Annotated in this window: 14 protein-coding genes and 2 pseudogenes; 8 read left to right on the plus strand and 8 right to left on the minus strand. The window is 69.2% G+C overall.

From position 1 onward, the window contains the following. Nucleotides 1-482: pseudogene (locus D7X55_RS22710) on the plus strand (hypothetical protein); the annotation flags it as partial. Nucleotides 483-567: 85 nt separating this feature from the next. Here D7X55_RS22710 and D7X55_RS22715 read toward each other — a convergent pair. From D7X55_RS22715 to D7X55_RS22725, 3 genes are all read right to left on the minus strand, one after another. Next, nucleotides 568-1,593, minus strand: coding sequence for a hypothetical protein (locus tag D7X55_RS22715; protein WP_121724162.1), 1,026 nt, complete (start codon nucleotides 1,591-1,593; stop codon nucleotides 568-570). Nucleotides 1,594-1,681: 88 nt separating this feature from the next. Beyond that, on the minus strand, nucleotides 1,682-3,703 hold the full coding sequence (locus D7X55_RS22720) for a hypothetical protein (RefSeq protein WP_121724163.1): 2,022 nt from the start codon (nucleotides 3,701-3,703) through the stop codon (nucleotides 1,682-1,684). Between the two features lie 108 nt (nucleotides 3,704-3,811). Then, a complete protein-coding gene (locus D7X55_RS22725) occupies nucleotides 3,812-4,903 on the minus strand; it encodes a vWA domain-containing protein (protein WP_120552398.1) in 1,092 nt (363 codons plus the stop codon). A gap of 201 nt (nucleotides 4,904-5,104) precedes the next feature. Between D7X55_RS22725 and D7X55_RS22730 the strand changes: the two genes are divergently transcribed. From D7X55_RS22730 to D7X55_RS22740, 3 genes are read left to right on the plus strand one after another with little or no spacing between them, the layout of a single operon-like run. After that, a complete protein-coding gene (locus D7X55_RS22730; protein WP_121724164.1) occupies nucleotides 5,105-5,980 on the plus strand; it encodes a styrene monooxygenase/indole monooxygenase family protein in 876 nt (291 codons plus the stop codon). 31 nt (nucleotides 5,981-6,011) lie between these two features. Continuing rightward, complete coding sequence (locus D7X55_RS22735; protein ID WP_121724165.1) at nucleotides 6,012-6,401, plus strand: hypothetical protein; 390 nt, start codon at nucleotides 6,012-6,014, stop codon at nucleotides 6,399-6,401. Next, nucleotides 6,398-7,171 carry a hypothetical protein gene (locus D7X55_RS22740; protein ID WP_121724166.1) on the plus strand — a complete coding sequence of 258 codons (774 nt, stop codon included), beginning with the start codon at nucleotides 6,398-6,400 and terminating at the stop codon, nucleotides 7,169-7,171. Before D7X55_RS22735 ends, D7X55_RS22740 begins: the two co-directional genes overlap by 4 nt. Before the next feature lie 198 nt (nucleotides 7,172-7,369). Here the strand turns inward: D7X55_RS22740 and D7X55_RS22745 are convergent, their stop codons facing one another. Next, entirely contained in the window at nucleotides 7,370-7,903 is a 534-nt protein-coding gene (locus D7X55_RS22745) for a hypothetical protein (RefSeq protein ID WP_120552394.1), read from the minus strand. A gap of 409 nt (nucleotides 7,904-8,312) precedes the next feature. On the opposite strand from D7X55_RS22745, the gene D7X55_RS22750 reads away from it, so the two are divergent. Next, a complete protein-coding gene (locus D7X55_RS22750; protein WP_121724167.1) occupies nucleotides 8,313-8,972 on the plus strand; it encodes a MarR family winged helix-turn-helix transcriptional regulator in 660 nt (219 codons plus the stop codon). A gap of 205 nt (nucleotides 8,973-9,177) precedes the next feature. Next, nucleotides 9,178-9,714, plus strand: a complete 537-nt coding sequence (locus tag D7X55_RS22760) for a redoxin domain-containing protein (RefSeq protein WP_121724168.1) — start codon at nucleotides 9,178-9,180, stop codon at nucleotides 9,712-9,714. 27 nt (nucleotides 9,715-9,741) lie between these two features. Here the strand turns inward: D7X55_RS22760 and D7X55_RS22765 are convergent, their stop codons facing one another. From D7X55_RS22765 to D7X55_RS22780, 4 genes are all read right to left on the minus strand, one after another. After that, complete coding sequence (locus D7X55_RS22765; RefSeq protein ID WP_120552391.1) at nucleotides 9,742-10,071, minus strand: hypothetical protein; 330 nt, start codon at nucleotides 10,069-10,071, stop codon at nucleotides 9,742-9,744. Nucleotides 10,072-10,221: 150 nt separating this feature from the next. Further along, nucleotides 10,222-10,584: a cytochrome c oxidase assembly factor Coa1 family protein gene (locus D7X55_RS22770; RefSeq protein ID WP_121724169.1), complete on the minus strand. Its 363-nt coding sequence runs from the start codon at nucleotides 10,582-10,584 to the stop codon at nucleotides 10,222-10,224. 80 nt (nucleotides 10,585-10,664) lie between these two features. Further along, complete coding sequence (gene rnhA / locus D7X55_RS22775; protein ID WP_121724170.1) at nucleotides 10,665-11,132, minus strand: ribonuclease HI; 468 nt, start codon at nucleotides 11,130-11,132, stop codon at nucleotides 10,665-10,667. Between the two features lie 12 nt (nucleotides 11,133-11,144). Then, nucleotides 11,145-13,214: a WD40 repeat domain-containing protein gene (locus D7X55_RS22780; protein WP_121724171.1), complete on the minus strand. Its 2,070-nt coding sequence runs from the start codon at nucleotides 13,212-13,214 to the stop codon at nucleotides 11,145-11,147. A gap of 139 nt (nucleotides 13,215-13,353) precedes the next feature. Between D7X55_RS22780 and D7X55_RS22785 the strand changes: the two genes are divergently transcribed. Together D7X55_RS22785 and D7X55_RS22790 are read left to right on the plus strand one after the other, a co-directional pair. Next, nucleotides 13,354-14,022 (plus strand): DUF72 domain-containing protein, encoded by a 669-nt coding sequence (locus tag D7X55_RS22785; protein ID WP_121724172.1) that lies wholly within the window; start codon nucleotides 13,354-13,356, stop codon nucleotides 14,020-14,022. Between the two features lie 70 nt (nucleotides 14,023-14,092). Next, nucleotides 14,093-14,283, plus strand: a pseudogene (locus D7X55_RS22790) (hypothetical protein); the annotation flags it as partial.

Raw genomic sequence — 14,283 nt, forward strand, 5'->3', positions numbered from 1 at the left:
CCACCACCAAGCCCAACACGCCGGGCGCCACCACCAAGCCCAACACGCCGGACCTTCCGGGCTCGGTCTCCAAGCCCTCCACCCCGGGGCTTCCGGGCGGCCCGAACTCCCCCGCGAGCAAGCTGGACAAGCTCTCCAACCCGCTGTCGGCCCTGAAGCAGGACGGCTTCGACATGGGCGGCATCGGCGGCAAGGCCGCGGAGCTGGGCAAGCTGCTGGAGGGCGCGGCCAACGTGCTGAGCAGCATCGCGCAGCTGGTGCAGGGCATCACGCAGGGCGTGCAGGGCGTCGCCCAGGGCGTGCAGGGTGTCGCGGACGGCGTCGCGGGCGCCGCCGGCGCGGTGGGCGGTGCGGTGGGCGCGGTGGGTGGCGCTGTCGGCGCGGTGAGCGGCGCCGCGGGCAACGTGCTGTCCCTGGTCCAGGGCCAGGGGCTGCCGCAGGACCCGACGGCCGGCATGGCCCAGGCGCCGACGCTGGAGTAGGCCGCACGCGGCAAAAGAAAAAGGCGTGACGGCGATGAGCCGTCACGCCTTTCGCGCGTCTTCACGCCGCGCGTCAGGTGCCGCGCTACTCGATGGCGGCGACCTTGTCGTCCTTGCCGAACTTCACGCGCACCTTGGTGATCTTCGACTTCCAGTAGGTCCAGGTGCTGGAGTGGAACGACGGCGTCTCGTGCGCGGGCGGAGGGCCCCACGCCATGCGCACGGCCTCGCGGCTCATGCCGGGCTCCACCTCCGACGCGGCGACCTTGCGGCGGTCATCCGGAGACAGCGCCTCCAGCTTCGCGGCCTGGTCCTCCTGCGCGAACGCGGCCTGGAACAGCTTCCAGGTGTCCGAGCCCGAGCGCGAGTCGTTCTCGAAGGACAGCTCCGCGCCGGTGTCCACGACCTTGAACTTCACGGAGGACGAGCCCTTGTCCAGGACCTCCACCTTCGCGTTGAACGGGATGATGGGGCCCTTGAGGTAGTTCACCCAGGACACGGTGCCGTCGTCGAAATGGAAGTTCGCGGTCGCGTGGTAGTAGGTCTTCTCCACCACGGGCGCGGGCGCGGCCACGGGCTCGTCGCCAATGCGCACGACCTTGCCCTCGGGGCTGAACTCCACCTCGAACGTGGAGAACTTCGAGTTCCAGTACCGCCAGATGTTGGCCTGGAGCGACGGCGTCTTGTGCGGCGGCGGCGGACCGGCCGTCAGCAGCACGGCCTCGCGCGACATGCCCCTGGCCAGCTCTCCGGCGCGGACCTGCTTCTGCTCCTCCGGCGTCAGCGCGGCGATGCGCGGCGCGGGGTCCTGCTCCGCGAAGAAGGTGGCGAACAGCACGTTGGTGGGCTTGCCCAGGCTCCGGTGCGTCACGAACCGGAACTCCAGGCCCGAGTCGATGACCTTGCAGCGCACCTCGGCGTTGTCCCGCTCCAGCACGGCGACCTTCGCCCCCACGGGGATGGCCGCGCCCTTGCCGCGGTAGTTCACGGCGGAGAGCTGGTTCTTGTTGAGCAGGAAATTGGCCTGGGCATACAGCACCTCGGCCTGGGCCCCCATCGCCGTCAGCAACCCCAGCGCGAACACCGCGCCGAGGACATTCTTTCGAAGCACGCGACAACCCCCTCGGATTGAGCAACGGCGCGGTTGTAGTGGCGTCCCGCGCGCCGCTGCAAGGGGGGATTCCGCGCGCCTCACCGCCCTACTGCTTGGGGATGTAGGCGCCGCCGATGTTGAGGTTCGGCGTCCCCACGTGGCCATCCGCGTTCGCGACGCCCATGTTGATGACATTGAACAGGGCGGCGATCTCCTGCGGGTCGGCTCCCGCCAGGAAGGTGTTTCCGAAGAAGGGGGCCCACGCGTCCTTGATGACGGCGCCGGAGAGCGTCGTGACGGCATCCTTGCTCGCATTGATGTCGTCGGCGAACTGGTTGCCAATCCATTCGAACACCGCGTCCACGCTCGCGCGGTCGCCCGTGCCCCCCTTGATCTTGGAGTAGGCCCCCGCCACGGGGCTGGCCTCGATCGTGGTCTCCACGAGGCTGCCCATCACGTCCACGATGGCCGTCTTGCGCGCGTGCTCGTCGTCCATGGCCTGCATCGCGCTTGCCGCGCCCTGGTAGAGCGAGCCGAGAACGAACCCCATGTCGCGCGCCAACGCGTTGCCCCCCTGTTTCATCATGAAGTCCTTGCTGCCCTTGTTCGCGGCCAGCACGTCCACGATGCCCTGCTCGGGCCCCACGCCCAGGTACTTGCGCAGGGCGTCCGTCGCGAGGCTCCGGCCCGCCTCGCCGCGGAAGGCGACGTGGTCGAAGAACTTCGCCAGCGGCTTGTCCCCGTCCTTGGCGAACTTGCCGTCGGTGTTGGCGGACGCGTCGATGATGCCCGCGGTGTCCGCCGCGAACATGGAGGCCAGCGCGACGTGGGTCCCCGGGCTGTCCTGGAGGAAGTCGGAGTCCACGGCCAGGGAGGCCTTCTGGAACGCCTCGATGCGCAGCTCGTTCGCGGCCTGCGGGTTGGAGAAGCTGCCCGGGTTGAGGCGCGCCACGTCCATCAGGAACTCGTTCACCCCGGCCAACGCGGCCTCCTGGAAGTGGGTGCCGGTGTACAGCTCCGGGGCTTCCGCGGCGGTTAGCGTGTCCAGGAACTGCGTGCGCTGCGTGCCGGTGAGGTCCAGGATGGGCCCCAGTCCGTCCGTCGGGCTCTGCGTCATGGAGCCCAAGGCCCACGCCACGGCGCGGGCCTCCTCGGGCACGAGCGACGCCGGGTCCGCCTTGAAGGCTTCCAGGTATCCGTTGGCGAAGTTCTCGCGGAGCGCGTCGCTGCCGGAGTTCGCGACAATCCATGCCGCGGTGGAGGCGCCGGGGGCACCGCAGTCCGGCTCTCCTCGCTGGATGCCTTCCAGCGCGGCGGCGGCCTCGGCCTGTCCCGGCGAGCCCGGGGGCAGCGAGAGCAGCGTGCCCATCATCCGGGACAGGACCTGCATCCGGACCTCGATCGCCTCGCGGTCTGGGGTCAGTGGGTTGCCCGCGAACTGGACGCCCCAGGCCAGCGCCTCCCCGAGCATCTGGGGGCCCAGCGCCTGCACCAGCTTGCCCTGGTCCTCGAGGGAGAAGGACTCGGTGGCGCCGGCCAGGAGGGTCCTGGTGAGCCCCAGGACATAGCTGGTGTTGTCGCGGAGCTGGCCCATCCACTGCGCGATCCGGTCCGCGCCCACGGCGGCCATCAGCTCCCGGCGGAAGGCGACGTCCCCGGCGCTCGTGCCCGCGTGTTCGTTCAGGAGGGCGGCAAACCCGTAGGGCTGGCCCCCTGGCGTGAGCATGTTGAGCTCATCCAGGGCCGCCTGGACCTCCGGGGAGACCGCCTGGGCTGGGGCCGGGGTCTGCGTGGGCGCGACGACCTGCGTGCCCTGGATGATGGGGCCGCCCGGCGGAGGCACGGAGCCCGGGATGGTGCCGCCCCGGGCCGGAGCGGCGCCGCCCGGCAGGGGCGTGGACATGGGCGCGGGCGTGGGCGTGGGCGTGAAGGCCTGGAACGTCGTGCCCCCGCCCAGCAGCTGGGTCTGGCGCGTCCGGGGCGTGGGGGTGAAGAGGTCCTGGTTCCGCTGTTGCTGGAAGGGATTGGGCGCCACCTGGCGCGGGGGCGGAGGCTCGACCCTCGCCAGGATGGGCTTGTGCTCCTGCAACGGCTGCGACTGCGTCGGAACGCGGAACTGGATCTTCATGGATGGCTCCCCCTCATCACGCGTGAGCGCACGCTTGAGACGTGGCTCTATCAACGCGTGCGGGAGGAGCGTGCTTAAACGCGATTAAACGCGGTTAAGCCTCACGTCTCACGCGGCGGCGCGAGCGCCGTCCCAGTCCTCGACCTCGTAGAGGAACTTCGTGCCGCCCTTGAGCTTGCGATTGGCGGACGTGCTCTGCACGAAGACGACGTACTTCTCCAGGCTCGCGGGCCGGATGCGCACCGTCTCCCCCGGCGGCAGCCCGAGCATCTCCCGCGCGCGCTCGCCGCTGTAGAGGTCGCCGGACTTGCGGTCCATCAGCACCACCTCCTTGCGGCCCTGGATGGTCTCCGTCTTGGTGAACTCGTAGAAGCCGCGCCCCGTCTTGAAGCCCAGGCCGTTCTCCGTCACGAACTCCTTGATGGCGCTGTCCGCCTCCACCTCCAGCACCTGGAAGCGCCCCGGCGGCACCGCGCGCAGGTCCGTCTCACCGAAGAGCGTGGACGCGGCCCGCTTGAGCATCGTGTTGAACATCGCGTTCAGGCCGCGGTTCATGCGGCCCTCGCGAGACACCTCCGCTTCGTACGCCTGGAGCTGCGCGTCCGAGGACTGCTTGTAGCAGACAGCCAGCAGCATGTCGGTGACGTGTGAGAACTGATCCAGGCTCAGGTGGAAGCCGCCGGACCTCTCCGCCAGCTCCTTGTAGAACGACGTCGCGTGGCGGCGGTTCAGCGCCTGGACGCCATACACGGGCACGCCCTTCTCCCCCAGCGCGGCCGCCTCCTTGCGCCAGTCCAGCTTCTTGGGGTTCTGCTGCGGCGCGTGCGGCACGTCGTCGCCAATGAGCACGAACGCCTTCGTGTAGCCCTCCGTCCAGGACAGGCTCCGGGCCTCGTGCAGCACCAGCTCGTAGCACTCCGGCGCGTCGCCGCCGCCCGTCTGCTCCACCTTCTCCACGAAGCGGGTGATGGCCTTCGCGTCGTCCGTGAGGTCCAGCGCCTTGGTCACGTACGTGGACTTCGCGTCACAGTAATCGCCGTGCGCGATGATGCCGATGCGGATGCCTGGAATCTCCTTCGTCAGCCGGGCCACGGCGGCCCCCAGCTTCTTCCGCACCTGCGCGAGACACGGATACATGCTGCCCGTGGTGTCAAAGCTGAAGACGACCTCGACGCGGTTATCAATCACAGACATGGCCATGGCGGACTCCCCCTCGCGCGGTTTTTTCTCGCTGCGACGGGAAGAACAGTACGTGAGGGGTCTGACACGAAATGGGGGGTCTCGTACCGCCGTACACAGCCAGGACGGAGCCTCCAGGAGCTGGGGCTCGACTTCTGGCAGGGCCAGGGGGAGTACGCCAGCGGCGGGGACCTGGACGTCTGCGCGGCGCCCGGTCAGCGGGTGCTGCGCGAGGTGGACGTGGACGCGCTGGAGAAACTGGCCCCGGAGCATGACCTGGTGGTCGTGACGACGGGCCGCAACAGCTTCACCCGGCTGTTCGAAAGAGACGCGGAGCGCAGCGTCCATACCCAGCCGCCGCGCAACCTGGCGGCAATGATTGTCACCGGCATGAAGCCGTTGCGTGAGACGCCCTACCCCGCGCTCAAGTTCATCCTGACGGCGGGCCACGGCGAGTATTTCTCCATGCCGTACTTCGACCGCATCCGAGGGCCGCTGGACTGCATCCTGCTGGAGGCCATCCCCGGACAGGGCCTGGACCGCTTCGGCGGCGTGAGCACCGCACGCGACGCGATGGAGCGGCTGAAGGGCGTGCTTCGGGACTTCTCACCCTGGGTGGCGGAGCGGCTGGAGGGCGCGTCCATCGTGGACGAGTCGTCCTGGCTCACCGGCGCGTTCCCGCCCACGGTGCGCAAGCCGGTGGGGAGGCTGCCGTCGGGCCGGGCGGTGCTGGGGATGGGGGATGTCGTGATGCTCAACGACCCCATCGCGGGCCAGGGGCTCAACAGCGCGTCGAAGCAGGCGCACGCGATGACGGAGGCCATCCTCGCGCACGGAGACCAGCCCTTCACGCCGGACTGGATGGAGCAGACCTTCGAGCACTTCTGGCGGACGGAGGGCCAGTACATCACCGCGTTCACCAACCTGCTGCTCCAGCCGCCACCGCCGCACGTGCTGGGCTACCTGGGGGCCGCGTCGACGGTGCCGTCCCTGGCCGACACGTTCTTCACCAACTTTGGAGAGCCGCAGCGCTTCTGGCCCTGGATTGTCAGCCCTGAAGAGACGCAGGCCCGCATCCAGCAAGCGGCCGCCGCGTAGTCTAGGATGGCGTCCCCATGGGGAACGCGACATGAGCGGCGAGGGCTCGAAGCCCGTCGCCGTGGTGCTGGTGGGGCTGACGAACTTCCGGCTGGGACGCATCCTGCTGTGGACCGCGACGGTGTTCCTGGGGCTGTTGGCGCTCGTGCCGGGCCCGGACAGCGACCTCCTGTGGAGCATGGCCGCCATCACAGGAGTGCTCGCGCTGATTGGGACGGGCACGGCGTGGTGGAAGGAGCGCCGGTCCTCCAGTCCCATTCCCTGGCTGCTGCCCCGGCTGGCCGTGGGCGCCCTGCTCTTCGGCGCCGCCGCGCTCCTGATGTGGTGGCGGCAGCGAGGCGAGCTGAAGGCCAGCACGCCGGTGTCACCGCCCTTGGCGGAGGACATGGACCGGTGGGCAGCGGTGGAGCGTTCGTCATGAGCCAGGCGGCGTTGAAGACCCAGGCCCCGGACGTGGCGCCTGCGCGTGAGTCCACGGGGAGCATCGTCCGCGCGGGCGTGCGGAGCCTGGTCGCCATGGTGCCCGCGCTGCTGGGCTCCGGCGTGAAGGGCGCGCTGAAGGGCTTCTTCCTCTTCGGATGTTTTGGCGCGGTGCTGGCGGGCGCCTTCATGCTCGCGCCGCGTTGGACGGGCGCGGCCCCGACGCCTCCATGGCTGAACTACTTGAGCTTCGTGCTCACGCCCCTGTCCCTGGCGTTGGCGGGGGGCTACGTGTGGATGCTCCACGCGGTCAGCTCGCGGCTCGCGAGCGAGGTCCGGGCGCGGGGCCTGATGGGCTATGCGTACGCCATCCTCAAGCCCGCGACGCTGCAGGTCGCCCGGCGCCTGCGCGGAGCCGGCACGCCCAGCCGCGCGGAGCTGACCCGGGCCATCCAGGAGTCGGTGGCGGAGCGGATGCACGAGCCCGAGGAGGCACGTGAGTCCGCGGCCTCTCGCGCCGGATGGCTGGAGGGCTTCCTGTTGGACCAGTCCCGCCGGGTGCTGGGGCTCATCGCCCTGCGTGCGGTGCTGACGTCGCCGGACGTGTCCTCCGCGGTGCGGGAGATGGAGCTGCTGGCCATCGACCGGCTGGAGGGCGTGTTGGAGGAGACGCTGGAGGACCTGTTCTTCCTCCAGATGGTGCTCACGCTCGGTGTGGGGGTCCTGGTCGCCGCGTTGCCCACGATCCTGCTCCTCTTCCTGCCGCGCTGAGCGGGGACCTGGCGGCCTCTGCTAGCGTCCTGCGACCCCGCCAGAGCGGGACAGGAGGCGACGCCGGGATGGACTCACTGGACGCGCGCATGGAGCGGCTGGAAGGCCGGCTCCGACGGTGGCAGGGCCTGACCCTCGCGGCCTTCGTGCAGGACTAGCACTTGGGGAGCTCCTGGAACGGCCTTCTGCGCGGACACATCACTTCTGGATTTCGTCGAGCATCAGGGACCAGGCGTCCTGCTCCCAGACCGACAATGGCAACGTGGAGCAGAGATACAGGGCGACGAGGTCGCTCTTTCTCCCGGCGTGCACGAGCGCCTGGACCAGCGCGTGGGTCACGACGTTCTTGAGGCCGAACTCGGTCATCAGCTTCGCCGCGTAATGATTGGCGATGACCTTGCGGGCGCGCGCGAGCAGGTTCCCCCAGAGATAGCGGTGGGTATTGCTCATGATGTTGGGGCGCGACTCGTTGCACATGTCTTTCTTCGACCCTTGGAGCGCCACCTTCAAGCTCATGGCGTAGGGCTCATCGCAGTACCACTGCCGCTGGTCCCATTTGACATGCACCTCGAAGAGCGCACCCGAGGCCACGATCAGGAACTTCACGTTCAGGCCCGGGAACTTCGTGCTCTGCCAGAAGTCGAAGGGGTCTCCCTCGGTGTAGTCCACGAAGGTGGGCCAGCGGTCCTGCCCCGTGATGGCGTTCTCGATGTCATCGGTGCTGATGCCCATCGCGCTGCCATAGCCGGTGGACCCCTTGGTTCCCGAGGAGGACCCACGGGAGGTGGAGACAGGCGCGTGGAAGACCGGAGTGCTCCTCGACCAGGCACAGCATGGACGTCCACGGTTCCAGCAGCCACCGCAGATGTAATACCCGCAGCCCCTGCAGTGCTGCGGACTGTGCCTCACACAGTAGAACAGCGTGCAGAAGGGACACTGCGCCTGTTGAATGGTCTGGGCCGGATGCTTGCACCCGTAAACGGCGCATTGGACATACGTCACAGGTGGCGGCGGGTAGTACATGAGGATGAGACCTCCATGTCGCAGGCTACCCCGCTGGAACTCGCTGGAAACAGGACGGAGCCAGTCGGGTGGCCAGACAGTCTTGACGGCTTAGGACTCCTAAGTTACATCCAGACCCATGACAGGGAAGCGACCGGGCTACTTCGAGGAGAACAACGAGCCCATCTCCGCGCGCATCGCGACCGGGCTGCACAAGATTGGCCTCGCGATGAAGCAGCAGTCGTGGCAGCAGGCCAATGGCGTGGGCCTGTCCGCCACGCAGGGGCAGATCCTCGCCACGCTGGTCGCGAGCGGGCCCCTCACCGGCAAGGAGTTGAGCGAGCGCCTTGGCGTGACGCTCCCCACCATCAGCGACTCGGTCCGCGTCCTCGTCGAGAAGGCGATGGTGACCAAATCCGCGGACCCCAGGCACCCGCGCGCCAGCCTCCTGACGCCGACAGCGGCGGGCGCCGCGCTGGGGGCCCGTGCACGCTCGTGGCCTGAGTTCATGGCGGACGCGGTCGCGGACCTCGCTCCTGAAGAACAGCGCGCGTTCTTCGCCGGCATCGTCAAGATGATCCGGATGCTCCAGGAGCAGGGGCTCGTTCCGGTCTCCGGCATGTGCGTGACGTGCAAGCACTTCCGCCCGAACGTGCGCACCGGCCCGGCGCCGCATCACTGCGCCTTCGTGGACGCGCCGCTCTCCAGTGAGCAACTGCGCCTCGATTGCCCGGAACACGAGCTCGCGGCGGAGTCAGCGCGACGGGAGGTCTGGGAGCAGTTCATGCGTCGCGCCTGACGCCCTCACGCCTCACCCACGAATGAACACGGATTCCGCGGCCACTCCCGGCCGACGGCAACGGCGGAGCTCTGCCCGCCGAAGGAGCAGTCACCATGAGCAACATCCCCGGCTATACCCTTGGCAAGCCGCTGGGTGGGGTGAAGTCCTGCCTGTTGCAGGTGACGCTCTGGGCCCATCCCTACATCAAGGACGGGGACTTCTGATGCTTCCGCGCCCCGCACCGGCATGGCAGACGACCACCTGGCTCAACACACCGGAGCCGCTCACGCTGGAGCGGCTCCGAGGCAAGGTCATCCTCCTCCACGCCTTCCAGATGCTCTGCCCCGGCTGCGTCGCCCGGGGCATCCCGCAGGCCCAGCGCGTCGCGGAGGTCTTCGCGGGCGCGCCGCTCGTCGTCGTCGGGCTGCACACGGTCTTCGAGCACCACGAGGCCATGAAGCTCGAATCCCTGCGCGCGTTCCTCCACGAGTACCGGGTGAAGTTCCCGGTGGGCGTGGACGCGCCGGGCGAAGGCGGCGACCCCATCCCCAGGACCATGAGCGCCTACGCCATGCGGGGAACGCCGACCACGGTGCTCATCGACGCGCAGGGGCGCCTTCGCCGGCAGGTCTTCGGTGTGCACGACGACCTGCAGCTGGGCGCCGAAATCCAGACCCTGCTGCTCGAGGCCCAATCGCAACCCGCCGAGGCCTGTGACGACGGCGGCTGCGCCCTGCCCCCGGTCGCATCGAGAGACTGACCGCGCCCCTCGGCGAGCGGCGGAGACTCAGGCGTCGGGCGCGTCCCCAGTGGCTTCTTCGATGTCGTGGCTCTGGGGCGTTCTCTCGAACTTCCGTGCGTAATGGATGGCGGCGCCTACCGGCAGGAGGAAGTGACCTATCACCCTCCCAAGGAACTCCGCCTGCATGCCCATGGCCCCCTCCCCGGCCCTTTCAGCGATCAGTGAATTGCCTCGCATCCACGTCCAAACAAACAAGACCGCGGCTGCCCCCAGGTACCACGCGGCCCCATTCATCAGCGGACGCTTCGCAATGCGATTCACCACCTTCTCTGCGCCCATGAAGAGAAGGAAGAGAATGATAGGTCCCAGTCCCATTGAGTTTCCCCCCTGCGGTCGATTCCATCAGCGAGCGCGCTGTCAGGAATCGTGACCCGGGGGTGAACGGGTGGGCAAGAAGCCTGGCCTCCAGTCATGTGCCGGAGCGCACCCTGCGTGCACGACTCGACATTGCATGAATTGACACTTTCAGTACGCCGCAAGGACGTTGATGACCTTGCCGTCCTGCGCCACCACGCGAAGGCGGCTGAAACCCCAGACCTTGCTTGTCTGGACGGCCCGCACCTGCAGCACGCCGTCCTGCTTGCTTCCAGACAGCGGAATCTCCATTTCAGCCACCGCGTCGTCGTCGCGCGACTGGGTCTTGCCCGAAAAGAAGAAGCCCCCACTCACGGGCTCGCCGAGTGTCTGGACCACCTGACGGTGGTTCACCACCCGCGCCAATGCCTCACTGTGGGGAAATTGACTCCGGAACCAGAGGCCGCCGCAACCGCAGCACATCAGCGGCAATCCCACGAGCGCTCCGAGCACCCACTTCACCGTCGGCGACATTCCTGCCTCCTGGCCCGTTTGGACCTGACGACGTGGCGAGGAGGCCTCTAAGCGCCTGGCGGCTCCGGCAAAAACAGACGCTAGCGCCCGAGCCGCGCCGCCAGGTCCAGCCGGGCCGCCACCGCCAGCGCGTCCGCGCGGTTGTTCTCCACGTCATCCGCGTGGCCCCGCACCCAATGCCAGGTCACCTGGTGGGCGCGGACGGCGTCCAGCAGCTCGCGCCACAGGTCCGCGTTGGACACGGGCTTCTTGGCCGACGTGCGCCAGCCATTCGCCTGCCACGCGTCCAGCCACTTCTCCGCGAAGGCGTTGCACACGTACTTCGAATCGGTGAACACCTGGACGCGGCACGGCATCTTCAGGGCCTTCAGCGCGACGAGCGCCGCGGTCAGCTCCATCCGGTTGTTGGTGGAGTCCGCCTCCGCGCCCTGGAGCTCCTTGCGGTAGTCCTTGCGCTCGGGGGCGATGAGGATGGCGCCCCAGCCTCCCAGGCCGGGGTTCGGGGAACAGGCGCCGTCACAGTAGATGTGGACCAGGGGAAGCGACATCGGACGCGCACCCTACCTGGGCTGGAGGGCCGGAGGCACCTTCGCTTCGAGCCCGGACAGGTCCTTGAGCCCCAGTTCCTGGCGGTAGCGCTCCAGCGGGTAGACCGTGCGCGGCTCCGAAGCGAAGCGGATCCCGGCGAAATCCCCTCCCCCTTCGGAGGCCGTGAAGAACAACCGCGTGGGATGACAGGCCAGCCACTCGCCACCGGTGTCGGACGCCATCCAGCGCTCCCGCTCTCCCGCCTCCGACCAGAGCACCACGCTCCCGTCCAGGCCTCCCGAGGCGAAGGTGCCTCCCTTCGGATTCCAGGCCACGGAGGAGACCGCACCCGCATGGCCGATGAGATCCGCCGCCACGTCGCCGGTGGCGATGTTCCAGCGCTTCACCGTGCCGTCCATGCCACTGGAGACGAGCGTGCGGCCATCGGGGCTCCAGGTCAGGGAGGAGACGTCTCCGATGTGGCCGGCCAGTGCTCTCCCCCGGGCACCGTTGGCGGCGTTCCACAACACGATGGACGGGCCCCTCCCTGCCGCGGCCAGCGTGCGGCCATCGGGGCTCCAGGCCAGGGTCCGGATCGCGAAAGGCTCTCGGTCGAATGTTCGCACCGGGGCGCCCGTGGCGCCGTTCCAGAGCCGGAGCTCGCCATCCTCGTCCGAGGACGCAAGCAGCCGGCCATCGGGGCTCCAGGCCACGGCGACCACCGGGACCGCGTGGCCCTTGAGGGTGCGCACGGCGGTGCCCTTCCCGGAGTTCCACAGGACGATGCTGCCGTCCTCGCCCCCCGTCGAGAGCAACGGGCCTCGGGGGCTCCAGGCCACGGACCAGACCCTCCCGTCGGGATTGAGGGTCCGCACGGACGTCCCCCGCGTGACGTCCCAGAGCACGACGCGATCCACGTCGGTCACCACCGCCAGCATCTTGCCATCCGGGCGCCACGAGAGGCCCAGCACTTCGAGGCTGCCGCCAGGCAGGACCCGCGTGCGCCTGCCGGCGGCGTTCCAGAGCGCGACGTCACCCATCCCGCCCACCGCGAGCGTCTGGCCATCCCGGCTCCAGGCCAGGGCCCAGGCCGGGTTGCTGCTGACGCGGGTGCGCACCACGGCGCCGTCAGCGACGTTCCAGAACGACAGCGAGCCATCCTGGCTGCCCGCGACGAGCGTCCCGCCATCCCGGCTCCAGGTGACGGCGGAGGCCTTGCGCCCCTCCTGCGGCGGGAAGGTCCGCCCCCGCTCGCCCGTGGCGCCATCCCACAGGTGGAGCTCCCCCGCCTCGTTCGCCGAGGCGAACTGGCTCCCGTCCGGACTCCACGCCAGGGAGACGACCTTGTACGCGAGCCCGGACCGGGCCTGGACCCGCGTGCCCGTGGCGACGTCCCAGACCTTCACGTTCCCCATCACGTCCGCGGCGACGAGCCGCCGCGAGTCCGGGCTCATGGCCAGGGCCCAGATGGAGCCGCCCTCGCCGGGGATGGAGCCAAGGGGCTCGGGCGCGTCGGGGCTCCAGAACGTCAGGCCTCCCTTGCTGTTACCCACGACGAGCGTCCGCCCATCGCGGCTCCAGACGAGGGGCTGGCTGTAGGGGACGGATTCGGCGTGCTGGCGCGACAGGGCGCCCTTGGCGACGTCCCAGAACTTCAGCTTGCCGTCCGCCGTTCCGCTCATCGCGAGGGTCCGTCCATCCGGGCTCCAGGCGATGCGAATCGTGCTGTCGAACTGGCCCGGCAGGAAGCGCGCGGGCGCGCCGCTGGCGACGTCCCAGAGCATCACCCGGTCATCGGCCACCAGGGCCAGCGTCCCGCCCACCGGGCTCCAGGCCAGGTCGCGGACGCGCTCCACCCGGGGGACCAGGGTCTGGAGCAGCGCGCCCGTGTCGCCCGCCCAGAGCTTCACGGTGCCATCCCAGCTCGCCGAGGCGAGCATCTTCTCATCCGGGCTCCACTCGACCCGGACGACCCGCGACGCATGCCCGAGCCTCGGCACGAGCTCCGGCGTCTCCACGCCAGCCGGGCCCGGGGTGCCCCCGTCCATCGTGAGTCCGGCCATGAACAGCACCGGAATGAACAGCGCGGCGACTCCAGCCATGGCTTCCCCCCCGCGACGCGGTGGCCGGGGTTGTAGCACCCCCGCCCGTGCCTAGCTTTCCCCGGTGCGACACGGACCTTCGAGCCCTGCCCCTGAGCGCCGCCGGGTCGGCTGTGCCGGCTGGAGCCTGTCGAGCGCGGTGGCGGAGCACTTCCCCACGGAAGGGACCCACCTGGAGCGCTATGCGCGCGTGCTCCCCGCGGTGGAGATCAACTCCTCCTTCTACCGGCCCCACCGGCCCGGCACCTATGCCCGCTGGCGCGACAGCGTTCCGGAGGCGTTCCAGTTCGCGGTGAAGGTCCCCAAGGTCATCACCCATGAGCTGCGCTTGCGCGATGCACGTGAGCCGCTCGAGCGCTTCCTGGACGAGGCGGGCCACCTGGAAGCGAAGCTGGGATGCCTGCTGGTGCAGCTGCCCCCCAGCCTCGCGTTCCACGATGAAGTGGCCCGCGCGTTCTTCCAGGACCTGCGGGAGCGGACCCCGGTGGACGTCGTGTGCGAGCCCCGGCACCGGACCTGGTTCATGGACGAAGCGCGGCAGACACTGGACGCGTCGCGCATCCGTTACGTCAGAGCGGATCCGCCCGCGGTGAGCGCGCCCCAGCCCCCTGACGCGGAGGTCGTCTACTACCGGCTGCATGGCTCGCCGAAGATGTATTACTCCGCGTACTCCGCCGCGTTCCTGGAGGCGCTGTCCGTGGAGGTCTCCGGCCACGAGCAGGCCGGCCGCCGCGTGTGGTGCATCTTCGACAACACGGCGGAGGGCGCGGCCCTCCCGAATGCACTGTCATTGCTGCATCGCGAATGAGCGCGAAAGGCCGCGCCCTGGACGCTGTGCGCGCCGTCGCGCTATGGCTTGCACCTCCCCGGGAGACACCATGTCCGCGCAGACGTCGCCGCAGGAAATCACCGCGCAGGTGCGCCAGCGCATCGTCGACCTGGCGAGGCAGGGCGGCTACTTCGACGCGGTCCTGGGCGCGGGGCCGGAGCTGGACCGGCTGAAGCATTACCTGCGCATGCTCGGCGGACAGGTGCCCCCGCCTGCTGCCCGGCCCGACCAGTCCCCCAC

The sequence above is a fragment of the Corallococcus sp. AB049A genome, from assembly GCF_003668885.1.
Taxonomy (GTDB): domain Bacteria; phylum Myxococcota; class Myxococcia; order Myxococcales; family Myxococcaceae; genus Corallococcus; species Corallococcus interemptor.